20 protein-coding genes are annotated in these 22474 nt (G+C 64.5%); 8 read left to right on the forward strand and 12 right to left on the reverse strand.

Translation table 11 applies throughout. The features are described from left to right. Window positions 1-95: 95 nt before the first annotated feature. Window positions 96-1646, forward strand: a complete 1551-nt coding sequence (locus ML401_RS18255; RefSeq protein WP_211417191.1) for a DEAD/DEAH box helicase — start codon at window positions 96-98, stop codon at window positions 1644-1646. Between the two features lie 1012 nt (window positions 1647-2658). Continuing rightward, window positions 2659-3726: a GGDEF domain-containing protein gene (locus tag ML401_RS18260; RefSeq protein WP_212066354.1), complete on the forward strand. Its 1068-nt coding sequence runs from the start codon at window positions 2659-2661 to the stop codon at window positions 3724-3726. A gap of 66 nt (window positions 3727-3792) precedes the next feature. Here ML401_RS18260 and ML401_RS18265 read toward each other — a convergent pair whose 3' ends face one another. From ML401_RS18265 to ML401_RS18305, 9 genes are all read right to left on the reverse strand, one after another. After that, entirely contained in the window at window positions 3793-4233 is a 441-nt protein-coding gene (locus ML401_RS18265) for a TfoX/Sxy family protein (RefSeq protein WP_259210570.1), read from the reverse strand. 165 nt (window positions 4234-4398) lie between these two features. Further along, window positions 4399-4797, reverse strand: coding sequence for an iron-sulfur cluster assembly accessory protein (locus ML401_RS18270; RefSeq protein WP_018323036.1), 399 nt, complete (start codon window positions 4795-4797; stop codon window positions 4399-4401). A gap of 49 nt (window positions 4798-4846) precedes the next feature. After that, a complete protein-coding gene (locus ML401_RS18275) occupies window positions 4847-5218 on the reverse strand; it encodes an SUF system Fe-S cluster assembly protein (protein ID WP_018323035.1) in 372 nt (123 codons plus the stop codon). After that, window positions 5215-6462 (reverse strand): cysteine desulfurase, encoded by a 1248-nt coding sequence (locus ML401_RS18280; RefSeq protein WP_285806491.1) that lies wholly within the window; start codon window positions 6460-6462, stop codon window positions 5215-5217. The genes ML401_RS18275 and ML401_RS18280 overlap by 4 nt, the downstream gene beginning before the upstream one ends. Further along, complete coding sequence (gene sufD, locus ML401_RS18285; protein WP_285806492.1) at window positions 6459-7763, reverse strand: Fe-S cluster assembly protein SufD; 1305 nt, start codon at window positions 7761-7763, stop codon at window positions 6459-6461. Before sufD ends, ML401_RS18280 begins: the two co-directional genes overlap by 4 nt. An 11-nt stretch (window positions 7764-7774) precedes the next feature. Beyond that, on the reverse strand, window positions 7775-8527 hold the full coding sequence (sufC, locus tag ML401_RS18290) for a Fe-S cluster assembly ATPase SufC (protein ID WP_194402257.1): 753 nt from the start codon (window positions 8525-8527) through the stop codon (window positions 7775-7777). Window positions 8528-8588: 61 nt separating this feature from the next. Then, window positions 8589-10085, reverse strand: coding sequence for a Fe-S cluster assembly protein SufB (gene sufB, locus ML401_RS18295; RefSeq protein ID WP_194402258.1), 1497 nt, complete (start codon window positions 10083-10085; stop codon window positions 8589-8591). Between the two features lie 112 nt (window positions 10086-10197). Beyond that, window positions 10198-11337: a cysteine desulfurase family protein gene (locus ML401_RS18300; protein WP_285806493.1), complete on the reverse strand. Its 1140-nt coding sequence runs from the start codon at window positions 11335-11337 to the stop codon at window positions 10198-10200. A 51-nt stretch (window positions 11338-11388) separates the two neighbouring features. Further along, window positions 11389-12582 carry an acyltransferase family protein gene (locus tag ML401_RS18305; RefSeq protein ID WP_285806494.1) on the reverse strand — a complete coding sequence of 398 codons (1194 nt, stop codon included), beginning with the start codon at window positions 12580-12582 and terminating at the stop codon, window positions 11389-11391. A 194-nt stretch (window positions 12583-12776) separates the two neighbouring features. Here ML401_RS18305 and ML401_RS18310 point away from each other — a divergent pair, with 194 nt between their 5' ends. Together ML401_RS18310 and ML401_RS18315 are read left to right on the forward strand one after the other, a co-directional pair. Then, window positions 12777-13634 carry a LytTR family DNA-binding domain-containing protein gene (locus tag ML401_RS18310; protein WP_285806495.1) on the forward strand — a complete coding sequence of 286 codons (858 nt, stop codon included), beginning with the start codon at window positions 12777-12779 and terminating at the stop codon, window positions 13632-13634. A 336-nt stretch (window positions 13635-13970) separates the two neighbouring features. Next, window positions 13971-14618 carry an alpha/beta hydrolase gene (locus ML401_RS18315; RefSeq protein ID WP_014495555.1) on the forward strand — a complete coding sequence of 216 codons (648 nt, stop codon included), beginning with the start codon at window positions 13971-13973 and terminating at the stop codon, window positions 14616-14618. 121 nt (window positions 14619-14739) lie between these two features. Here ML401_RS18315 and ML401_RS18320 read toward each other — a convergent pair whose 3' ends face one another. The 3 genes from ML401_RS18320 to ML401_RS18330 all read right to left on the reverse strand — a co-directional run bounded on the left by ML401_RS18320 (window position 14740) and on the right by ML401_RS18330 (window position 16949). Beyond that, window positions 14740-15063 (reverse strand): multidrug efflux SMR transporter, encoded by a 324-nt coding sequence (locus ML401_RS18320; RefSeq protein ID WP_259210595.1) that lies wholly within the window; start codon window positions 15061-15063, stop codon window positions 14740-14742. Between the two features lie 11 nt (window positions 15064-15074). Beyond that, complete coding sequence (locus ML401_RS18325; RefSeq protein ID WP_285806496.1) at window positions 15075-15752, reverse strand: glutathione S-transferase family protein; 678 nt, start codon at window positions 15750-15752, stop codon at window positions 15075-15077. 93 nt (window positions 15753-15845) lie between these two features. Continuing rightward, window positions 15846-16949, reverse strand: a complete 1104-nt coding sequence (locus tag ML401_RS18330) for an anhydro-N-acetylmuramic acid kinase (RefSeq protein WP_211417202.1) — start codon at window positions 16947-16949, stop codon at window positions 15846-15848. 163 nt (window positions 16950-17112) lie between these two features. Here ML401_RS18330 and tyrS point away from each other — a divergent pair, with 163 nt between their 5' ends. The 4 genes from tyrS to ML401_RS18350 all read left to right on the forward strand — a co-directional run bounded on the left by tyrS (window position 17113) and on the right by ML401_RS18350 (window position 22386). Then, window positions 17113-18366: a tyrosine--tRNA ligase gene (tyrS, locus tag ML401_RS18335; protein WP_211417203.1), complete on the forward strand. Its 1254-nt coding sequence runs from the start codon at window positions 17113-17115 to the stop codon at window positions 18364-18366. Between the two features lie 57 nt (window positions 18367-18423). Continuing rightward, entirely contained in the window at window positions 18424-19686 is a 1263-nt protein-coding gene (locus ML401_RS18340) for an MFS transporter (protein ID WP_212066331.1), read from the forward strand. A 218-nt stretch (window positions 19687-19904) separates the two neighbouring features. After that, a complete protein-coding gene (locus ML401_RS18345) occupies window positions 19905-20309 on the forward strand; it encodes a DoxX family protein (protein ID WP_194402268.1) in 405 nt (134 codons plus the stop codon). 382 nt (window positions 20310-20691) lie between these two features. Next, window positions 20692-22386, forward strand: a complete 1695-nt coding sequence (locus ML401_RS18350) for a methyl-accepting chemotaxis protein (protein WP_285806497.1) — start codon at window positions 20692-20694, stop codon at window positions 22384-22386. Window positions 22387-22474: the final 88 nt, after the last annotated feature.

The raw sequence follows: 22474 nt of genomic DNA on the forward strand, positions 1-22474 counted from the left end.
GCACCCCCAGCTTCTTTGAGAGCGCGCCGTTTCGGGGTGGAACGCGACAGCCTTATTACCCTCGATTCCGAACGGCGGTTTCGACCAGAGGCTCAATGTCCTTTACAGATCTCGGACTGTCCGAAAAAGTCCTCGCCGCAGTGGCGGCCACCGGTTACACCACCCCCACCCCCATCCAGGAACAGGCGATCCCCCACGTCCTCGCACGCAAGGACGTGCTCGGCATCGCCCAGACCGGCACCGGCAAGACCGCGGCCTTCGTGCTGCCGATGCTCACCATCCTCGAAAAGGGTCGCGCCCGGGCACGCATGCCGCGCACGCTGATCCTCGAGCCGACCCGCGAGCTCGCGGCCCAGGTCAAGGAAAACTTCGACCGCTACGGCGCCGGCCAGAAACTCAACGTCGCCCTCCTGATCGGCGGCGTCTCCTTCGGCGACCAGGATGCCAAGCTGACGCGCGGCGTCGACGTGCTGATCGCAACCCCCGGCCGACTGCTCGACCACACCGAGCGCGGCGGCCTCCTGCTCACCGGCGTCGAACTGCTCGTCATCGACGAAGCCGACCGTATGCTGGACATGGGCTTCATCCCCGACATCGAGCGCGTCTGCAAGCTCGTCCCGTTCACGCGGCAGACCCTGTTCTTCACCGCGACCATGCCGCCGGAAATCCGGCGCATCACCGAAGCCTTCCTGCACAATCCGCAGAAGGTGGAAGTCTCCAAGCCCGCCACCACCGCCGTCACCGTCACGCAGGTCCAGGTGCCCGCCGGGCGCGAGGCGCACGAGAAGCGCGAGCTGCTGCGCCGGCTGCTGCGCGAGGCCAAGGACCTCAAGAACGCGATCATCTTCTGCAATCGCAAGCGCGAAGTCGCGATCGTTCACAAGTCGCTCCAAAAGCATGGCTTCAGCGTCGGCGCCCTGCACGGCGACATGGACCAGTCGGCCCGCACGGCCGCACTCGAACAATTCCGCAAGGGTGAGCTGCCGCTCCTGGTCGCCTCCGACGTCGCCGCCCGCGGCCTCGACATTCCCGAGGTCAGCCACGTCTACAATTTCGACGTTCCCCATCACGCCGACGATTACGTCCATCGCATCGGCCGCACCGGCCGCGCCGGCCGCACCGGCACCGCGATCTCGATCGTCACGCCGCTCGACCAGAAGTCGATGGTGGCGATCGAAAAGCTGATCGGCCAGAGCATTCCGCGCGCCGAGGGCGATTACGAAATCCAGGCTGAATCCTCCGACGGGACCGAGCGTCCGCGCGAGTCGCGTGGCCGCGAGCGTTCACGCGGCGGACGCGGCAAGCCGCAGCGCGGCCGCGACCGCGAACGCAGCCACGAGCCGCGCGATGCCCGCGGCGAGGCAAGGCACGCTTCTGAGACTAGGCCTTCAGCCGAAGCACGGCCCGCTGCCGATGCACGGCCCGCACGCGAGGCAAGGCCGGCACGCGAGGCAAGGCAGCCGCGTGAAGCCAGACCGTCATCCGAGCCGCGTCATGGTGCCCGCCCGCAGGCCAATAATTCGCATGTGCCGTCGATCGGCCGTCCCGAGCCGCGCCGCCAACGCGAGGCCGACAGCGAGCCGGGCGATCACTCGCATCTGCCGGCATTCCTGCTGCGGCCGGTCCGCTCTCCCGCGGGCGCCTGAAGGGAGAGAACTGGCGATTCTGCTTGCAACCAAGCCGACGCCAGGATCGGGAATCCGCCGGTGCGTGATTACCAACACCAGCTTAAGTTTCAGGCGGCCTAGTTTGCGATGCGCCCGCGCACTACATAATAGGGATCACCGCCCGCTCTCGGCAAATATCGGTGACTGAGAGTGTTGTGCTCCCGCCAAGCGCGAGCGAGCCACGTGCCAGACTCTCAACACCGTCCAATTTGCCCAACTTGTAATCGCCCCATGACGTTGGAATTACAGCCCGGTGGCGAGCCACCGCGCACCTTTCAATGCCTGAAGTGCGACCGGCCAGATCCTTTGACCTCGACGGAAGTAGAGAAAACAATCAAGGCTCTTCGACCGCCAGATTGAGGTCGCCTCTCTTTGCAGCATCTTGCCATCGCTAAAGCCCCGGCTTCTTCAGCCCTGTGACGGGAGCGTCGGCTGTCTTGAAGGGAGTGGACGGGGATCGAGGGACGCGGGATGAGGCAGCGACCAGAGCCTTGAAGGAGCGGCTAGCCCTCAGGGGAGCGAATGAATACCGCCTCAAGTGAGCAAAATTGACCATCCCGAAAGGTGGTCATCTGCCACATTTTCCCGATGCCGCATAGGGTAAGGGAGATTGCATGCCAGAGCGCGTTCGTACCAAGTTAGTTTACACCTCAGAAGTTCGTCTCCTGGCGACTGCGCAGTCAATTCAGACGAAAAGTCTATCGGGCGATCAGCGCCAACGCCGGCTATTGCGGCGCGATACGCAGTATATGACATCTGCGGAGCTCCACGAATTGAAAGAACGCATAATGGAGGCGATTAAACGAAAGCGCACGCACTCCTAAAGCGCGCGAGCGCGCTCCAGGTTTCGGTTGCGAAAACAGGAAGTGCACGTTTTTAGACGTTTCGTGAACGTATATTTACGGGGTGTTCACGATCGTCCGTTAGCCTACGAACATAATTTAAGCATTGCTGCGGTCGTCGGCGCACCGACCGCTGTGGAGTATGTTCCGTGGTCAAGGTGCTCGACGAACACGAACGCACGATGGCGTTCGCCGAAGTAGCGCTCGGTCAGATCCGATCGCTTCGGCAGACGGCGATTCCTCGCAATTACGAGATCTGGTACGTCTACGCCACCGGCTACAACGCGCCGCTCAACAAGATCGTCAACGAGACGCTGGCGCGCAGCGGCAAGCTGACCGAAGCCGATCTCGAGCAAATCTACGAGACCTATCTCTCCCACATCAAGACCACCGACCGCATCGACAAGGTCGGCGCCCGCGTCATCGGCGAGATCGACGACGTGATGAAGGTCCTGAGCGACGCGCTCGGCATGACCGGCTCCTACGATGCCAGCCTGTCGGGCGCGGCCGCGAAACTGTCGTCGGCCAAGAGCCGCGACCAGATCAAGGCGATCGTCGAAACGCTGCTGCGCTCGACCAGCGAGATGCGCGAGACCAACAAGGCGCTGGAAGACCGCCTGACGCTGTCGAAGAACGAGATCAGCAATCTTCAGCAGAGCCTGGAGGCGATCCGCGCCGAGAGCCTGACCGATCCGCTCACCGGCCTCGGCAACCGCAAATATTTCGACCGCATGATCGGCATGGCCGTGCAGAGCGCGCTCGCCTCGGGCGAGCCGCTGTCGCTGCTGCTGTTCGACATCGATCACTTCAAGTCGTTCAACGATTCCTACGGTCATCTCACCGGCGACCAGGTGTTGCGGCTCGTCGGCCTGTCGCTGAAGCAGACCATCAAGGGCCAGGACATCACCGCGCGCTATGGCGGCGAGGAATTCGCGGTCGTGCTGCCCAACACTGCGCTGCGGCAGGCCCTCACGGTTGCCGACCACATCCGCCGCGCGGTGATGGCGAAGGAATTGAAGAAGAAGTCCACCGGCGAGATCCTCGGCCGCGTCACGATTTCGGTCGGCGTCTCCATGCTCAAGCCGGGCGACGACACCGACGCGCTGATCGAGCGCGCGGACGCCTGCCTCTACGCCGCCAAGCGCAACGGCCGCAACCGCGTGATCTGCGAAGCCGATCCGGAATACGCGGTCGAGAGCCATAGCCGGGTGGCGTGAGTTTCCGTCGACTGCCTTAGGATGGACCAAGCGGAGCGTGCCTACGGACTTTCGGTGGGCACGGCGCTATGCGGCTTTGCCCCGTCTACGCGCCGTCTTCTTGACTGCCTTCTTCGTCGTCTTCTTGGCAGCAGGCTTCTTTGGCTCGGTTTTCTTGCTGGCCGCCGTCTTCCCCTTCGGCCGCTTCTTCACCTTGGCCCGCTGGGCGGCGGCGAGTGCCGCCCTCGCCCATTGCACGAAATCCTCGGAATCATCGAACAGGCGCGCCGGCAACTCCCAATAGGAGTTGACCACCACGGTCTTGGCGCGGGTCGAATATTGGAACGGCTTCGAGCCCTCGGCCTCGAAGTCCGGAATGGTCACCTCGTCGGCGCGGAAGAACAGGCCCGCGCGCAAAGCGAGCGCGAAGTTGACGCCGTCGACGGAGATGCCGTGGCCGGAGAACATCTTGCGGATGGCGACGGGGCCGAAATCGGAAAACAGGTCGATCAGGAATTCGCGGTCCATGCTCACGCTCTCTCGCGCCGCGGACGCAGCGCGCCGTGCAACGGTGCGCTGCTGAGCCGGGGCCCATGCCCTTTGCGACAGGAAGTATAGCGTGGGTCCCGGCTCTGCGCAGCAGCGCAAGGGCGCTGCAGCGCGTCCGGGACACGAGAGCGATGCGTTGGCTGATTACCCGTCGATCTTGGCCGGCCGCAGCTCGACCGACTCGCCGCAGCCGCAGGCGGAGATCTGGTTGGGGTTGTTGAAGACGAACTGGGCCTGCATTTTGTCGGCCTTGTAGTCCATCTCGGTGCCGAGCAGGAACAGCACGGCCTTGGGGTCGACCAGGATCTTGACGCCCTTGTCCTCGACGACTTCGTCGGTCGGCCGGACGTCGTGGGCGTATTCGACCGTGTAGGACTGGCCGGCGCAGCCGCCGTTCTTCACGCCGACGCGCAGGCCCACGATCTCGGAATCGGCGCGCTGGGTCAGCTCGGTGATCCGCTGGGCGGCAGCGTCCGTCAGCCGCATCACCTGCGGGCGCGGCCGCCGGGGCTTCGGAGTGGATGCTGGTGTTGCCTGGGTCATGTTATCTATGTGGTCCGTTGCGGAGCGAATTCAATGCGAGCTGTGACCGTCACCACATGTTGAGCACGAGGCGAGCCTCGTCGCTCATGCGCTCGGGCGACCACGGTGGCTCCCAGACCACCTTGACGTCGACCACGCCGACCCCGGGAACGCTGGCGACCGCGTTCTCGACCATGGTCGGCAGTTCGCCGGCGGCCGGGCAGTTCGGCGTCGTCAGCGTCATCTGGACGTCGACGGAGCGATCGTCCTTGATCTCGACCTTGTAGATCAGGCCGAGCTCGTAAATGTCGGCCGGAATTTCCGGATCGAACACGGTCTTGAGGCCCGCGATGATCTCGGTGGTCAGACGCTCGGTTTCCTCCGGCGGCAGCGCCGAATGGGTCTCCATTGGACTAGCTTTGATTTCGGCCGTGTCACTCATGCGAACAAATCCCGCGCCTTCAACAGCGCCTGTGCCAGATGATCGACTTCTTCCCGCGTATTATACATGCCGAACGAGGCCCGGCAGGTGGCCGTCACGTTGAACCGCTCTAAAAGCGGCATCACGCAATGGGTGCCGGCGCGCACGGCGATGCCCTGGCGATCGATCACCGTCGCGACATCGTGGGCATGTGCGCCCTTCAGCTCGAACGAGATCACCGGACCCTTGCCCCGCGCCGTGCCGATCAGCCGCAGCGAGTTGATCTCGCGCAGGCGATCCTGGGCGTAAGTCGTGAGGTCGGCCTCGTGCGCGGCAATGCGTTCCTTGCCGATCGAATTGACGTAGTCGATGGCCGCGCCAAGGCCGACGGCCTCGACGATCGCCGGCGTGCCCGCTTCGAATTTGTGCGGGGGATCGCCATAGGTGACGATATCGCGCGAGACCTCGCGGATCATCTCGCCGCCGCCGTTGAAGGGGCGCATCGCGACGAGGTGGTCATATTTGGCCCAGAGCACGCCGATGCCGGTCGGACCGTACACCTTGTGACCTGTGAACACGTAGAAGTCGCAGCCGAGGTCCTGGACGTCGACCGGCAGATGCACCGCGCCCTGGCTGCCGTCGACCAGCACGGGAATGCCGCGGGCGTGGGCGATCTTCACCACGTCCTTGACCGGCACGATGGTGCCGAGCGCGTTCGACATCTGGGTGATCGCGACCAGCTTGGTCTTCGATGTCAGCAGCTTCTCGAACTCGTCGATGAGGAAATTGCCCTCGTCGTCGACCGGCGCCCATTTGATCACCGCGCCCTGACGTTCCCTCAGGAAATGCCAGGGCACGATGTTGGAGTGGTGCTCCATGATCGAGATGACGATCTCGTCGCCCTCACCGATTTTCGGCGCGCCCCAGGACGACGCGACCAGGTTGATCGCCTCCGTCGCGTTGCGGGTGAAGATCACTTCCTCGGTTCGGGCAGCGTTGATGAACTGCGCGACCTTGGTGCGACCGCCCTCATAGGCTTCGGTCGCCGCGTTGGCGAGGTAATGCAGGCCGCGATGCACGTTGGCGTATTCGCTGGTGTAGGCCTGCGTCATGCGATCGAGCACGGCGCTCGGCTTCTGCGCCGAGGCGGCGTTGTCGAGATAGACGAGGTTCTTGCCGTAGACCTGCATGGCGAGCGCCGGAAAGTCCTGGCGCACGCGCGTCACGTCATAGGTGCCGTTCTTGACCGCCGGATGCGTGCTCATTGGCGGCGCTCCAGCCAGCGCTCGGCAACGCCGATCACGTGCTCGCGCAGATCGTCAGCGGCGATCTGCTCGATCGCCTCACCGACGAAAGCCTGGATCAGCAGCGCCTGGGCCTGCTTCTCCGGCAGGCCGCGCGCCTTCAGGTAGAACAAGAGGCTGTCATCGAGCGCGCCGGCGGTGGCACCGTGGCCGCAGGAGACGTCGTCGGCGAAGATTTCCAGCTCGGGCTTGTTGTCCGCCTCGGCTTCGTCCGAGAGCAGCAGCGCGCGAGTCATCATCTTGCCGTCAGTCTTTTGCGCGTCGGGACGGACGATGATGCGGCCCTGGAACACCGAGTGGCCGCGGTCGTCGATCACGGCGCGGAAGACCTCGCGGCTGACGCAATTCGGCACGGCGTGGTCGACCACCAGCGTGGTGTCGCCATGCTCGGTCTTCTTCAACAGATTGACGCCGTTGGCCGAGAGTTCGCTGCCTTCGCCCGCCAGCGTGATGAAGCCCTGCAGACGGCTCACCGCGGCGCCGGTGGTCATGTTGAAGAAATTGAATTTTACGTTGGCACCGATGGTGACGAAGTGCGAGGTCACGTTCACCGCGTCAGGCGCATCGTCCATCAGGCGGATATGAGCCACGTCGGATTCATCGGCCGCGGTGATGATCACGGCGTCGTTGACCTGGTAGCCCTTGGCATCCGCCGCGACGAAGGTCTCGACGATGGTGGCGCGAGCGCCCTTCCCGACCGCGACCTGCGAGCGGGTGAACGCCGAGGCCGACGAAGCGGTCGCGATGTGAATGATCTGGATCGGCGCTGACAGTTTTGCGCCGTCGGCGATCTCCAACACGACGCCGTCGGTCGCCATCGCCGCGTTCAGCGCGATCATGGCGTCGGTGGACGCGGTCTTCAGCAGACCCGCGTCCTTCTCCAGCACCTCACGCAGCGTCTTGAAGCCGGCCTCGGCGACGAGCGCCTTCACGTCGGACAGATCGGCCGCAAACACGCCATCGACCAGCACCAGCTTGCGGGCGCCGCCGATCGCATTCGCCTTCACCGCGTCCGCAGCGCGCTTGAACGCGGCCGCATCGGGCGCGGCTGCCAGCGGCAGCACCTCGCCGACCAAGGCGCGCAAATCGGTGTATTTCCATTCCTCGATCCGGCGGTGCGGCAGGCCGAGACGCTCATAGGTCTCGAATGCCTCGCGGCGCACGGCGGTGATCGCGGGCGACCCCGGCAGTCGGCCTTCGGCGCTGGTGAAGAGATCGCTCACCGCGCGGCCCTTTCCGGTCTTTGCCACAGCAACGTTCATCGCAAAATTCCTTACGCGGCATCCTCGAACTGGGCGTAGCCGGACGCTTCCAGCTCCAGCGCCAGTTCCTTGCCGCCGCTCTTCACGACACGGCCCTTCGACATCACGTGCACGACGTCGGGCACGATGTAGTTGAGCAGCCGCTGATAGTGGGTGATGACGACCATCGACCGCTTGGGCGAGCGCAGCGCGTTGACGCCGTCCGCCGCGATGCGCAACGCATCGATGTCGAGACCGGAATCCATCTCGTCGAGGATGCACAGGCTCGGCTCGAACAGCGCCATCTGCAGCACCTCGTTGCGCTTCTTCTCGCCGCCGGAGAAGCCGACATTGACGCCGCGCTTGAGCATGTCCTGCGGGATGTTCAGCGACTTCGAGACCTCGCGGACCTTCTTGAGGAAGTCCGGCGTCGAGTATTCATCCTCGCCACGCGCCTTGCGCTGCGCGTTCAGCGCGGTGCGCAGGAAGTTCATGGTGGCAACGCCGGGAATCTCGACCGGGTACTGGAACGCCAGGAACACGCCCTTGGCGGCGCGCTCGTCCGGCGACATCTCCAGGAGGTCCTCGCCCTTGAACAGGATCTGGCCGTCGGTGACCTCATAGCCGGGCTTGCCGGCGATGACGTGGGAGAGCGTCGACTTGCCGGAGCCGTTCGGCCCCATGATGGCGTGGATCTCGCCTTCGTTCACGGTCAGCGTCAGCCCGTGGAGGATCTCACGCTCCTCGACACGAACCTTGAGGTCTTTCACTTCAAGCAAAGCCATCTTGGTATCCAGTCTATTCAATTGATGTTGGAGCGCCGAAGCGCGCCGCGAGGGTCGGTGCTTAGCCGACCGACCCTTCGAGCGAGATCGAGATCAGCTTCTGCGCTTCCACCGCGAATTCCATCGGCAGTTGCTGCAGCACGTCCTTGACGAAGCCGTTGACGACGAGGCCGACCGCCTCCTCCTGCGAGAGACCGCGCTGGATGCAGTAGAACAGCACGTCCTCGGAGATCTTCGAGGTCGTCGCTTCGTGCTCGAACGTCGCCGAGGAGTTCTTGGCCTCGATATACGGCACGGTGTGCGCGCCGCATTTGTCGCCGATCAGCAGCGAATCGCAGGCGGTGAAGTTGCGTGCGCCGGTCGCCTTCCGGTGAGCCGTCACAAGACCACGATAGGTGTTCTGCGATTTGCCGGCCGCGATGCCCTTCGAGATGATGCGGCTCGACGTGTTCTTGCCGAGGTGGATCATCTTGGTGCCCGAGTCGACCTGCTGGAAGCCGTTCGAGATCGCGATCGAGTAGAACTCGCCGCGCGAATTGTCGCCGCGGAGAATGCAGCTCGGATATTTCCAGGTGATCGCCGAACCCGTCTCGACCTGGGTCCAGGAGATCTTGGAATTGTTGCCGCGGCAGTCGCCACGCTTGGTGACGAAATTGTAGATGCCGCCCTTGCCTTCCGAATTGCCGGGATACCAGTTCTGCACCGTCGAATATTTGATCTCGGCATCGTCATGCGCGACGAGTTCGACCACGGCGGCGTGCAGCTGGTTCTCGTCGCGCTGCGGCGCGGTGCAGCCTTCGAGATAGGAGACGTAGGAGCCCTTGTCCGCGATGATCAGCGTGCGTTCGAACTGGCCGGTGTTGCGCTCGTTGATGCGGAAATAGGTCGACAGCTCCATCGGGCAACGCACGCCCGGCGGCACGTAGACGAACGAGCCGTCGGAGAACACCGCCGAGTTCAGCGTCGCATAGAAATTGTCCGAGGTCGGAACCACCGATCCCAGATATTTCTGCACCAGCTCGGGATGCTCGCGGATCGCTTCCGAGATCGGCATGAAGATCACGCCGGCCTTCTTCAGCTCCGCCTTGAACGTGGTCGCAACCGAGACCGAATCGAAGACCGCATCGACCGCGATCTTGCGGCGCGCCGGATCTTCCTCGCCGGGCTTGGGCTCGACGCCCTCGAGCATGGCGACTTCCCGCAAGGGAATGCCGAGCTTCTCGTAGGTCTTCAGGATCTCCGGATCGATCTCGTCGAGCGAGGTGACCGTCTTCTTCGGCTTCGGCGCGGCGTAATAATACAGGTCCTGGAAGTCGATCTTGGGATAGTCGACGCGCGCCCAGGTCGGCTCCTGCATCGTCAGCCAGCGCCGATAGGCCTCAAGCCGCCACTGGAGCATCCAGGCGGGCTCGTTCTTCTTCTCGGAGATGAACTTGACGGTCTCTTCCGACAGCCCCTTCGGGGCCTTGTCGGACTCGATCAGGGTTTCAAACCCATAACGATACTGGTCGACGTCGATGCGCTTCACGCGCTCGACCGTCTCTTGCACGGCTGGCATTCTATCCTCCGCTCGCGGTTTCAAGGACCGCGGTGGATCAAACTCGAACGAGTATTACGATGTTTCTGTGCGGAAAGCACGGCTTAGAACCGTTCAAGCCGTGTTTCATCGCTTAAGTCTTAAGTAGGCTATTACCGAGCTTTCGCCAAGCCTCTAACGCCCTCTTGATGTCCTCTGGTTCCGTGGACCAGCCCAGACTGAGACGCACCGCTCCCTGGGCCACCGCCGGGTCACATCCCATGGCCGAAAGAACGTGCGACGGCTGAACCTTGCCCGAGGAACAGGCGGAACCGGAGGAAACGGCGACGCCTTCGAGGTCAAAGCCAATCACAGCGGTCTCGGCCTTGAGGCCCGGCGCCGTGAACAAAACGGTATTTGGCAACCGCTCGACGTCCCCAGAGAAGATGGTTGCGCCCGCAACACTCCGGATGCCATTTTCCAAGCGATTTCTGAAGTTTACTATCCGCTCCGCATCCTCCGGCAGAGCCTGAAGCGCGACCTTCGCCGCTGCACCGAAGCCGGCGATGCCTGCGACGTTCTCGGTTCCCGCGCGACGGTTCAGCTCCTGTCCCCCGCCCCGCAGCACCGGCTCCAGTCCGGCGATCCCCTCGGCCACGACCAGCGCACCGACCCCCTTGGGGCCGCCGATCTTGTGTGCAGAAAAGGTCGCAAGGTCGGCGCCTATAGCTTTGATATTGAACGGGATCTTGCCGAGCGCCTGGATCGCGTCGACGTGCAGCAGGCTCCCCGCCTCGTGGACGATGCCCGCGGCGTCGGCGATCGGCTGCAGCGCGCCCGTCTCGTTGTTTGCGGCCATGATCGACACCAGCGCCGGCGGGCCGTCGTTGAGCTGCGCCCTGAGATGCTCGAGGTCGACGACGCCGGAACGCGTGACGCGGATCAGGCCGATGGCGGCCCCCGGAAACCGGCCACCTGCCAGCACCGAGGCGTGCTCAACCGCCGAGACCAGCAGCCGTTCGACGGGTCCACCGGACGGCCCCCGCAAACCCGGCGACAGGGCCAGCGAATTTGCCTCGGTTCCAGACGAGGTGAAGACGACGTTCCGCGGCAACGCGCCGACTGCCGCGGCAAGCGCAGCACGGGCGTCCTCGATCAGCCGTCGCGCTTCCCGCCCCTCGGCATGGACCGACGACGGATTGCCGACGAGGTCATAGGCCGCAACCATCGCCGCCCGCGCCTCGGGGCGCAGCGGCGTGGTCGCATTCCAGTCGAGATAGACACGGGTCGGCATCTCGCCCTCTTAGCACCTTTTGCCATCCGTCCAATCGGAGGGCGGCATGCATCAGGCCGGCTGGTGTTGCTCCATTCGGGCAACCATCCGCGGCGCCGCCCGCAGCCCGAACAGAGGCCGCAGCCAGGCGATGCGCCGGACCACTTCATAGGTCACCACACAGGTGAGCGCGGTGCCGATGATGACATTGGAGGCCTCAATCCCGACCGGCAGGCCGCTGTCGCGCAATGCGTGCGCGATCACGATGATCGCGGTCTGATGCACGATGTAGTACGGGAAGATCGCGTCGGTCAGATAGCGCCGCACGGGGCTGTCGGCCGTGAGGTGGCGCCGCGCAAAGCCCAGTACGGCGGCGATCGCGAGCCATTGGTAGCAGCCGTAGGCCGAGGCGGCGGTCCACTTCAGGGCGGGCGACGGTGCAAACAGACCGGCGCGAAGCAGGATGAAGGCCAGGAAGCAGACGGCTGCGGCCGCCAGAGCGGCCCAGCGCTGGCGCTCGACATTGCGCCAGATCCCCTCCTGCTTCGCCAGCAGGAAACCGGTCAGGAAGGCCGTCGCGTGGTCGGCGTGGTTGTACCAATCGCCGAACAGCGCATGCGTCGACGGGAAGGTCGGGAACAACACCAGGCGCCAGGCCGCGTACAGCACGCAGGGCACGATCAGGAGCCATGGCCCGGCGAGCATGACGGCCAGCTTCCGGCCCAGCCAGTCAGCGCCGGCGGGCCACAATGCGAGCACGCCGATCAAGGCCATCGTGTAGACCCACAGATAGACCACGAACCAGAGATGGTTCCAGGTCGGCAGCACGATGCAGGGATTCGGACAGAACTGCGCACCGAAGGCAAAGTAGTGCCTGGTGTAGAAATCGAAAAAGCCCGCGGGATAGCCGAGACTTTCGACGATCTGGAGATAGGATTGCGGCGGCACGATCGCGAGCATGCCGAAGATCAGGGGGATCAAGAGCCGCACAGACCGCGCCCCGGCGAGCGAAGCGAGAGTGGACTTGCCGAGCATGAAGCTGGTGGCAACCCCCGACACCAGGAACAGCAGCGACAGCCGCCAGGGGTTGAGGAACAGCATCACCGGTTCCAGCCAGGTCAGCCGGTGCACGCTCTTGATGTGAAATCCCCAGGACACGTAGAGCATGCCGACGTGGTAGAAGATCAAGAGCCCGAAGGCTAAAATCCGCACCCAATCCAGATCGATACGCCTGTCCGTGCTCGGGAATTGCTGTGGTGTTGTCATGGTTTTCTGCTCCTTGAGGGGACGACGAACGCGGTTTTCGGGCCAGGTTGACACTGAAAATGGCTGACATCGAAAATGCCCCACTGACGGAGCGCGTCGAGCCGGTTTGGGGTCAGAATCGGACGCGAGGGGATGAGCCGCCGGTGGCTGGGACGAGCGGCGGGCCGTTTGGGATCAGCGGAAGCGACCGGACGATGTTCGCTGCGATCGCAGCCGTCGCGCTCGCGACCGGAATCGTCAATGCATTCTCGGGCGCCCAGGACGCGGCCTGGCGCGGCGACAGCTACGACATCGGCCGGCGGCTGTTTTGGGAGATGTCGAGCATCGCCGTCATCCTGCTGCTGCTGCCGATCCTGGTGCTGGCGGTTCGCCGCATGCGCCGGAGCGCCGGCCTCGCCACGCGGGCCGGAATCGGGGCGATCGCCCTGCTCGGCTTCTCAGCGCTCCACATCACCGGCATGGTCTGGCTGCGGAAGCTCGCGCTCTGGCTCGCGGGAGGCACCTACGATTTCCGCTTCTCGCTTGCGACGGTCCTTTACGAATTCCGCAAGGACGCCGTCGCCGTCGTCCTGATCGCCGGCACGATCTGGCTGCTCGAAAGCCGGCGCGAACTGAAGAGCGCCGCCCTCGCTCCGTCGGCGCCCCCCGCCCCGCAGCAGCCGTCGTCCCCGAATCTGATCTGGCTGCGCGACGGGACGAGCCGCATTCGCGTGGTGCCGCACGACATCCTCTGGGTCGCTTCCGCCGGCAACTACATCGAATACAGCCTTGCCGACGGCACGCAGCACCTGATCCGGGGCACGCTGGCCGCGGCGGAAAGCGAGCTGGCGCGCTTTTCCATCGTTCGCGTTCATCGCACCAAGCTTGCCAATCTCGACCGGGTGAGCGGCGTGGACCTCAAGGCCTCCGGCGATTTCGAGCTCGTCTTCGACAACGGGCAGACGCTTGGAGGCAGCCGGCGTTACCGGCCGGCAGTCGTCTCCCTCGGCAGCCGGACCGCCGCGGCTGGAATCGCCACCACCGATCAACCGACGATCCATAAACAGCCGTGATTCCAATCGGTTGAGCGGCACTCTCCAGCACCGCGGCCCGCCTCCGTCGTGGCCCGGTTGATCCACGCGGCGACACATCACCGGCAGCCGGCCGGCGATGACGCTGCGATGACGCGCTAAGCTCTTGAGTCGATTGAGAGATGTCGAAGAAGCTTGCTTTTTGACCCTTGCCTCGTGTTAGAAGCGCGCATCAGTTCACCTGCGCGCCACTCGCGCATCATCCGAGGGCGCGCCTCTCCACCTTTCATCCGTGCTCCCGTCGGCGGCAACGCCGGAAGAGCCACAATCGGACGATTGCGCAGGGATCACCTCCAAGGGACTCAATCAGAGACATCCATGCCTGAAGTCATTTTCACCGGCCCTGCCGGCCGCCTCGAGGGTCGCTATCATCCGGCAAAGCAGAAGAACGCGCCGATCGCGATGATCCTGCATCCGCATCCGCAGTTTCACGGCACGATGAACCATCAGATCGTGTACCAGTGCTACTACGCCTTCGCGCATCGCGGCTTCTCGGTGCTGCGCTTCAACTTCCGCGGCGTCGGCCGCAGCCAGGGCTCGTTCGACCACGGCACCGGCGAATTGTCCGATGCCGCCGCAGCTCTCGACTGGGCGCAGACCATCAATCCCGAAGCGCGCGCCTGCTGGGTCGCCGGCTTCTCCTTCGGCGCCTGGATCGGGATGCAGCTCCTGATGCGCCGCCCCGAGGTCGAGGGCTTCATCTCGATCGCACCGCCCGCCAACCTCTACGACTTCTCGTTCCTCGCGCCCTGCCCGTCCTCGGGCCTGATCGTGCACGGCGAGAAGGATGCGGTGGTGCCGCCCAAGGACGTCAACACGCTGGTCGAGAAGCTGAAGACGCAGAAGGGCATCGTGATCGACCAGCAGGTCATCCCCGGCGCCAACCATTTCTTCGACGCCAAGCTCGAGCCGCTGATGGAGACCATCACGGCGTATCTGGATATGCGCCTGGCAAACGTTCGCTAAGCCAACTTCAGCGCCACGACCTTGTAGCCCGGATGGAGCGCAGCGAAATCCGGGACACCTCTCGCGATAGAAGCACTGTCCCGGATTGCGCTGCGCTCCATCCGGGCTACGGGCACCCAGCTCACGCGAGCTTCAACGCCACGATTCCCATCAAGACGAGCGCGATGCCCGCAAGCTTCATCGCGCTCAGGGTCTCGCCGAACAGCACCACGCCCATCACGAACGTGCCGGCAGCGCCGATGCCGGTCCACACCGAATAGGCGACGCCGACTTCGAGCACCTTCAAGGCGCGTCCGAGCAGGACAACGAACGCTGCGAGCAGCACGACCGAAACGATGCTCCAGCACAAGCGCGTGTAGCCTTCGGCATATTTCATCGAGATCGCCCAGCCGACGTCGAGCGCGCCGGCGACCACCAGCATCAGCCAGGCCATGGATTGCGACATCGACGTTGCGCTCAAGCCGCGAGCTTGAGCAGATGCGCGTCGTGGCGAACGAGGAAGGCGCGCAGCAATTGCAGATAGTCGGCGCCGACCGCCGTGCGCACGCTCGGGCGTTTCGCAAGCTCAGCGCGCCAGGCGCGGACCTTCGGCACATCGCGGAAGATGCCGTGCTCGGTTAGCTCGTCGAACAGGTCGAAATAGCGGAAGATGGGCGCGAACACCGCATCGACGAGGCTGAACGCGGTGCCTGCGAAGAAGGGACCCGCACCAAGTGTCGCCTCGACGCGTGCGAACTTTGCGACGAGCGCCTGCCGCTTGCTTTCGAACGTCGCAGGATCGGCTGTCGTCTCCAGCCCCCAGAGATCGCCGAGGATCGCCGAACCGAACTCCATCCAGGCGCGGTGCTCGGCACGCTTCAGCGCATCCGTCGGATGCAGCCTGGCGCCGCCTTGCGTCTCCTCGATGTACTCGCAGATCACATTGCTCTCGAACAGTGCGACCTCGCCCTTGTCAGTCGTCACAACCAGCACCGGCACCTTGCCGAGCGGCGACAGCTTCAAGAACCATTCGGGCTTGTTGGCGAGATCGATGTCGACCCGCTCGAACGGAACGCCCTTCTCCTTCAACGCGATCACGGCGCGCTGCACGTAGGGGCAAAGCTTGTGGCTGATGAGTTTTAATGAAGCAGGCATGAAGCGATCCTGGCGGTTCGATGCAACTGCATTCAATGTAGATGCATCTGCATGCATCTGTCAAGATACATGCGGCTGCATTAATCCATCGCCTCAGGGCCGCGCGATCACCCCACCCGTCATCGGCATCGGCACGCCCGTGGTGGACGGATAGGACAGCGGCAGGCCCTTCAGGCCGCGGGCGGCCAGGAAGCCGAAGGCCTGGGCCTCGATGGCGTCGGAGGCCCAGCCGAGCGTCTCGGCGACCTCGACGGTGGCCGAGCCCACGCGCTCCCGCAGCATCCGCAGCATCGTGAGGTTGCGGGCGCCGCCGCCGCAGACGATCCAGCTCCGCGGCCGCCGCGGCAGCAGCGGAATGATTCGGGTGATCGCCGCTGCGGTGAAGGCGGTCAGCGTCGCGGCGCCGTCGGCCGGCGCGACGTCGCCGAGCCGGAGCGCCGCGAAGTCGTTGCGGTCCAGCGATTTCGGCGGCGGCAACGCAAAGAAGGGCAACTCCAGCGCGCGGGCGATCCAGGCCTCGTCGGCCTTGCCGAGAGCTGCGAACTTTCCTTCCGTATCGAACGCCTGGTTCATGGTGCGGTACATGAAATCGTCCAGCAGCGCGTTGCCGGGGCCGGTATCGCAGGCGATCAGCGTGTCGTTGCCGTCGATATAGGTGATGTTGGAGACGCCGCCGATATTGACCACGACGATCGGCCCCTCGCGGTTCAGCGAGTTGGCGAGCGCCCGGTGGTAGACGGGTACGAACGGCGCGCCCTGCCCGCCGGCCTCGACATCGGCGGCGCGGAAATCGTGCATCACGGGGATATGGATCGCCCTGGCCAGTGCCGGCGCGTCGCCGATCTGCACCGTCAGCCGCCGCTCGGGGCGGTGCAGCACGGTCTGGCCGTGGAAGCCGACGATGTCGATATCCTCGGGCTTCATCCGGTTCTGGGCGACGAAGGCGGCAACCGCCTCGGCGTGAGCCTGGGTCACCGCGCGCTCGGCCTCGGCCAGGATGCCCGGCCGGGCGTCTCGTTGCGGCAGGTGCACGGCCTCGGCGAGCGCCTGCCGCAGAAGATTGCGCTCCGCCGGGCTATAGGCCCGGTAGCCGGACGGCCCGAATGCCTTCACCTGTTTTCCATCGGTTTCGATCAACGCGACATCCACCCCGTCCAGCGAGGTGCCGCTCATCAAACCGAGTGCCGTCAACATCATGGATCAGCGTCCTCGAGACCCTCTCCGGCATGCCGATCTTGTGCCAGAGGGACACATCTTATAATGCCACAGCGCCAAGTGGCGGGTGGCCATCGGGTTCCCACGCAAGACCCTTAAATTGGCCCCAAAACAGTAAACCAAGAATTGTTGGGCATGCCGACAGATGACTGCATTTAAATCGGATTTCCTCAATACCCTGCAGGAACGTGGCTTCATCCACCAGTGCTCCGATTTCGAGGGGCTGGACGCGCTCGCCGCCAAGGGCGAGGCGACCGCCTATGTCGGCTACGATTGCACCGCCCGCTCGCTGCACATCGGCAACTATCTGACCATGATGATGCTGCACTGGCTGCAGCAGTCCGGCAACAAGCCGATCACGCTGATGGGCGGCGGCACCACCATGGTGGGCGATCCCTCCGGCAAGGACGAGACGCGCGCGATGCGCACCGTCGCCGAGATCGAGGACAACAAGGCCTCGATCCGCGGCGTGTTCGCCAAGGTGCTGCGCTATGGCGATGGCAAGAGCGACGCCATCATGCTCGACAATGCGGAATGGCTGACCAAGCTGAACTGGATCGAGATGCTGCGCGACGTCGGCCGGCATTTCTCGGTCAACCGCATGCTGACGATGGACTCCGTGCGGCTGCGCCTCGAGCGCGAGCAGGAGATGAGCTTCATCGAGTTCAACTACATGGTCTGTCAGGCCTACGACTTCGTCGAGCTCGCCAAGCGCACCGGCTGCAAACTGCAGATGGGCGGTTCGGACCAGTGGGGCAACATCATCATGGGTGTCGATCTCGGCCGCCGCATGGGCACCCACCAGTTGTTCGCTCTCACCACCCCGCTGCTCACGACGGCCTCGGGCGCCAAGATGGGCAAGACCGCGCAAGGCGCGGTGTGGCTCAACGCCGACGCGTTCTCGCCCTATGATTTCTGGCAGTACTGGCGCAACACCGAGGATGCCGACGTCGGCAAATTCCTGAAACTGTTCACGACGCTGCCGATCGCCGAGATCAGGAAGCTCGAAGCGCTCGGCGGCTCGGAGATCAACGAGGCCAAGAAGGTGCTCGCCACCGAAGCAACGGCGCTGCTGCACGGCCGCGATGCCGCGAACGAAGCGGCGGAGACCGCGCGCCGCACCTTCGAGGAAGGCGCGCTCGCCGAGAGCCTGCCCACGGTGGAAATTCCGCGCGGCGAACTGGACGCCGGCCTCGGCGTGCTCAGCGCCTTCGTCAAGGCAGGCCTCGTTGCCTCCAACGGCGAGGCGCGGCGGCAGATCAAGGGCGGCGGCCTGCGTGTGAACGACGAGCCCGTCACCGACGAGAAGATGACGCTTTCTGCGGCCAATCTGACGCCGGAAGGCGTGATCAAGCTGTCCTTCGGCAAGAAGAAGCACATCCTGATCAAGCCTGCATAGGCGTATGAGCTTTTCGCTGCTTGTCAGGGTGCGCGGATGCGCGCTCCCTGACCGGTAATGGATCAGAACACGCCCGGCAGGGAAACGAGCAAGGACGGCGTCGCGGCGGCGCCGCAAGCTGCCGTGCGGATCGCGCTCACCGTGCTCGCGCTCTGCTTCACGCTGGCCGTGCTCGGCCGCGGGCTCGGCGACAGCTTCACGGTGTTCCTGAAGCCGATCTCGGAAAGTTTTGGCTGGGACCGCGCGCAGATCGTCTCGGTCTATTCCCTCACCTGGCTTGCGAGCGGCCTCACCGCGCCCTTCGTCGGACGGCTGTTCGACCATTCCGGACCGCGCATCGTCTATGCCCTCGGACTGGCGCTGCTCGGCGCGGCGTTCCTGACCGCGGCCCACGCGCAACATCTCTGGCAATTCCAGCTTACGATCGGCCTCTGCGTCGGCATCGGCGTCGCCTTCATCGGCATCGTGCCGAACTCGATCCTGCTCGGCCGCTGGTTCGGGCCTCGCCTGCCGACCGCGATGTCGGTGGTGTATTCGGCAATGGGCGGCGGCGTGCTGGCGCTGCTCCCGGCGTCGCAGCTCCTGATCGACCACATCGGTTGGCGCGGGACCTACCAGCTGTTCGGCGTCGCGGCCCTGGGCCTTCTGGTGCCGCTGATGCTGCTGCCGTGGCGGCTGTTCGCCGCGGGCTCGCCGCATGTGGTGAAGAAGACCGATCCGGACTTCGTCGACAATGGCTGGACGCTTCTCGGCGCGATGCGCCACCACGCTTTCTGGGCGCTGTTCTCGACCTTCTTCTTCACCGCCGTCGGCATGTACGCGATCGCCGCGCAGATCGTGGCCTATCTGATCGATGCCGGCTTCCCACCGCTGCAGGCCGCGACGGCCTGGGGCTTTTCCGGTGTCGTGCTGGTATTCGGAATGCTCGGCGTGTCCGCGCTCGACGGGCTGATCGGACGGCGGCCGTCGGTGCTGCTCAGCTACGCGATCTCGATCCTCGGCATCGTGCTGCTATGGCTGCTGCAATATTCGCCGAACATCCTCCTGCTCGCCGGTTTCGTCATCTGCTTCGGCAGCATGATGGGCTCGCGCGGCCCGCTGATCAGCGCTACGGCGATGCGGATCTTCCAGGGCAAGCGCGTGGGAACCATCTACGGCACGATCTCGATCGGCAGTGGCCTCGGCTCGGCGTTCGGCTCCTGGAGCGGCGGCCTGATCCATGATGCGACCCACGGCTACAACGCGCTGCTTGCCTTCGCACTTGCGAGCGTCGTGCTCGGCATGATCCCGTTCCTGATCGTGCCCGCCCTGCGACGGTAGGTGTCCCAGAGGTAACCTGCACGCATACGCGTCACCGCACAATTACGGATCGGCGCGGCGCGAACACGCACAAAAAATCGGGACCTCGCGCGGCTGAACGCCGGGCGCGCGGTGTTTTGTCCGTCATGACAAAAATGTCAGCGCAAATTGACGCGGACCCGCTTGCGAGACAGAACTGAATGCGGTCCAAGTCGCAGCATTGGATGGAGGGCAAACCAATGAACTTTCCCTATCTCACGCGCTTTCAACCGGTTCTCTTGAGCCTGTTTCGCTTCATCACCGGCCTCTTGCTGTTTCAGTACGGCATCGCCAAGATTTTCAAGTTTCCGGTGCTTCCCTACTTCGCCAACATCCCGCCGCTGATCTGGACGGCCGGTGCGCTCGAGCTCGTGCTCGGCGCGCTGCTGATGCTCGGCCTGTTCACCCGCCTCGCCGCTTTCATCCTCGCCGGTGAAATGGCCTTCGCCTACTTCATGGGCCACATGTTCAAGGGCGAGACGCCGGTGTTCCTGCCGCTGCTCAACGGCGGCACCGCGGCGATCCTGTTCTGCTTCGCCTGCCTCTATTTGTCGGCAGCGGGTGGCGGCTCGGTCAGCGCCGACGCCGCGATGGGCAAGGACTAGCGCGTCCGCGCGCGGGCGCTACGGCGTCCGTCTTCGACCCCGCAAACGGACGGCTCCGGCAGATCCGCCGGCGCCGTCTCAGCGCGCCCCCAGCACGTTCCAGATCAGAACGAGGGCCGCGACGAGCAGCACGGACATGATGATACGGTGAGCGAATCGGTTCACTGCAGTTTCAGCCGGGCTCGATCACCAGCAAAATCTGACAACGATACACTCCCGCAAGAATACGGGTGAGCGTCGATGCATGCGCTTCTGCCTGCACGCTTGCGCATATGTCGCCCGAGCGTCTTCAGCACGGTGGGCGCCCATAGCCTATGTTCATGATTGGTAAGAACTTCATGCTACCGGTGCGAGCAATAACAACCATTCCCTAGGGGCTGTGATGAAGCTGCTGAGTCATCTGACGATCCGCACCAAGCTTGCCAGCATGGTCTGCCTTGCGGCTTTCACAGTCACGGCCATTATCGGCGTGTCGTCCGTCCTCAGCAAGAGCCGCATGATGGAGGATCGCGTCCAGCAGATGCGGACCGCCGTCGAGCTGCTCTACAACTACGCGCAATCGCTGCAGGACGAAGTCACCGCCGGCAAGCTGACACTGGCCGATGCCAAGGCCCAGTTCCACCAGCGCGGACGCCGCATGAATTTCAACGGCAACCAGGGCTACCCCGTCGTCTACAACTCCGACACGTCGATCCTGGTGAACGGCGCCAATCAGCAGCTCGAAGGCAAGATCACCGGCGCCAAGGACTCCAACGGCGTCCTGATCGCCGACGCCATCCTCAAAGCGGGTGACCAGACCGCACAGGGCGGCGTCACCTCCTATCTCTACCCCCGCCCCGGTCAGACCGAACCCGTCCGCAAGACCGTCTTTGCGCGCAAATTCGCGCCCTGGAACGCGACCATCAGCTACGGCCTCTATGTCGACGACATCGATGCCGACGTGCGCGCGTTGACGCTGGAGCTCGCCGCGATCGGTATCGGCCTAATGCTGCTGATGGCGGCGCTGTCCTGGCTGATCGCCCGCGACGTGCTCAGCGCGCTCGATCGCCAGAAGAACCGCATGCAGGAGATTTCCGAAGGCGCCATCGACAAGCCGGTCGAGGAAACCGACCGCGGCGACGAGATCGGCCGCATGGCCGAGACCCTCGAAGTGCTCAGGCAGACCGCTTTGACGGCGCGCGCGCTGGAAGCCGAACAGGCCGCCACCAAGACGCGGACCGAGCAGGAAAAGCGCGACGCCCTGATCGCGCTTGCCGACCGCTTCGATGCCTCGGTCGGCCAGCTCGTCGGCCTGATGGCCTCCGGCTCCGGCGAGCTCGAGCATACCGCCAAGTCGATGTCCTCGACCGCCGAAGGCACCAACCGCCGCGCCGCCGTCGTCGGCTCGGCCGCTACCGAAGCCAGTCAGCGCGTCCAGACCGTCGCGGCGGCCGCCGAGGAGCTCTCCTCCTCCATCACCGAGATCAGCCGCCAGGTCGCCCAATCGGCGGAAGTCACCGGACGCGCGGTCGACAGCGCGCGCCGCACCGACACGATCGTGCGTGCGCTTTCGGACGGCGCCCAGCAGATCGAGCACGTCGCCGAGCTGATCTCCAGCATCGCCGCCCAGACCAATCTGCTCGCGCTCAACGCCACCATCGAGGCCGCGCGCGCCGGTGAAGCGGGCCGCGGTTTTGCCGTGGTCGCCTCCGAGGTGAAATCGCTCGCGAGCCAGACCGCAGAAGCTACCCGCGAGATCGGCGACAAGATCGCCCAGATCCAGGGCGCGACCAAGGAGGCCGTGGACGCCATCGGCGGCATCACCGCCACCATCGAGGAGGTCAGCCGCATCGCCACCTCGATCGGGGCCGCGATCGAGGAGCAAGGCGCCGCCACCGCGGAGATCGCCCGCAGCGTCTCGCAGACCGCGGAGGCGACCAAGGAAGTCACCACCAATATCAGCGGCGTCTCGACCGCGGCGAACGAGACCGGCAACGCCGCCGGCATGGTGCTCGCCGCAGCCTCGAGCCTCTCCAAGCAGGCTGAACAGCTTTCGGGCGAAGTCGGGACGTTCCTGGCCGGCGTGCGCGCGGCGTAGGCGGTGCAGAAGATATAATGCAATCGTCGTCATGCCCGGGCTTGTCCCGGGCATTCACGTTCTCCGCGCCGCGTGGCAAGGCGTGGAT

The sequence above is a fragment of the Bradyrhizobium sp. 62B genome (assembly GCF_030272265.2).
In the GTDB taxonomy this organism is placed as follows: domain Bacteria; phylum Pseudomonadota; class Alphaproteobacteria; order Rhizobiales; family Xanthobacteraceae; genus Bradyrhizobium.

Excerpts from the sequence above, each read along its gene's own strand:
- ML401_RS18280 (WP_285806491.1), bottom strand. The coding sequence starts at position 6,462 with ATGAGCACGCATCCGGCGGTCAAGAACGGCACCTATGACGTGACGCGC.
- ML401_RS18255 (WP_211417191.1), top strand. The coding sequence starts at position 96 with ATGTCCTTTACAGATCTCGGACTGTCCGAAAAAGTCCTCGCCGCAGTG.
- ML401_RS18275 (WP_018323035.1), bottom strand. The coding sequence starts at position 5,218 with ATGAGTGACACGGCCGAAATCAAAGCTAGTCCAATGGAGACCCATTCG.
- ML401_RS18315 (WP_014495555.1), top strand. The coding sequence starts at position 13,971 with ATGCCTGAAGTCATTTTCACCGGCCCTGCCGGCCGCCTCGAGGGTCGC.
- sufB (WP_194402258.1), bottom strand. The coding sequence starts at position 10,085 with ATGCCAGCCGTGCAAGAGACGGTCGAGCGCGTGAAGCGCATCGACGTC.
- ML401_RS18265 (WP_259210570.1), bottom strand. The coding sequence starts at position 4,233 with ATGGACCGCGAATTCCTGATCGACCTGTTTTCCGATTTCGGCCCCGTC.
- sufD (WP_285806492.1), bottom strand. The coding sequence starts at position 7,763 with ATGAACGTTGCTGTGGCAAAGACCGGAAAGGGCCGCGCGGTGAGCGAT.
- ML401_RS18340 (WP_212066331.1), top strand. The coding sequence starts at position 18,424 with ATGGATCAGAACACGCCCGGCAGGGAAACGAGCAAGGACGGCGTCGCG.
- sufC (WP_194402257.1), bottom strand. The coding sequence starts at position 8,527 with ATGGCTTTGCTTGAAGTGAAAGACCTCAAGGTTCGTGTCGAGGAGCGT.
- ML401_RS18345 (WP_194402268.1), top strand. The coding sequence starts at position 19,905 with ATGAACTTTCCCTATCTCACGCGCTTTCAACCGGTTCTCTTGAGCCTG.
- ML401_RS18300 (WP_285806493.1), bottom strand. The coding sequence starts at position 11,337 with ATGCCGACCCGTGTCTATCTCGACTGGAATGCGACCACGCCGCTGCGC.
- ML401_RS18325 (WP_285806496.1), bottom strand. The coding sequence starts at position 15,752 with ATGCCTGCTTCATTAAAACTCATCAGCCACAAGCTTTGCCCCTACGTG.
- ML401_RS18305 (WP_285806494.1), bottom strand. The coding sequence starts at position 12,582 with ATGACAACACCACAGCAATTCCCGAGCACGGACAGGCGTATCGATCTG.
- tyrS (WP_211417203.1), top strand. The coding sequence starts at position 17,113 with ATGACTGCATTTAAATCGGATTTCCTCAATACCCTGCAGGAACGTGGC.
- ML401_RS18310 (WP_285806495.1), top strand. The coding sequence starts at position 12,777 with ATGTTCGCTGCGATCGCAGCCGTCGCGCTCGCGACCGGAATCGTCAAT.
- ML401_RS18270 (WP_018323036.1), bottom strand. The coding sequence starts at position 4,797 with ATGACCCAGGCAACACCAGCATCCACTCCGAAGCCCCGGCGGCCGCGC.
- ML401_RS18350 (WP_285806497.1), top strand. The coding sequence starts at position 20,692 with ATGAAGCTGCTGAGTCATCTGACGATCCGCACCAAGCTTGCCAGCATG.
- ML401_RS18330 (WP_211417202.1), bottom strand. The coding sequence starts at position 16,949 with ATGATGTTGACGGCACTCGGTTTGATGAGCGGCACCTCGCTGGACGGG.
- ML401_RS18320 (WP_259210595.1), bottom strand. The coding sequence starts at position 15,063 with ATGTCGCAATCCATGGCCTGGCTGATGCTGGTGGTCGCCGGCGCGCTC.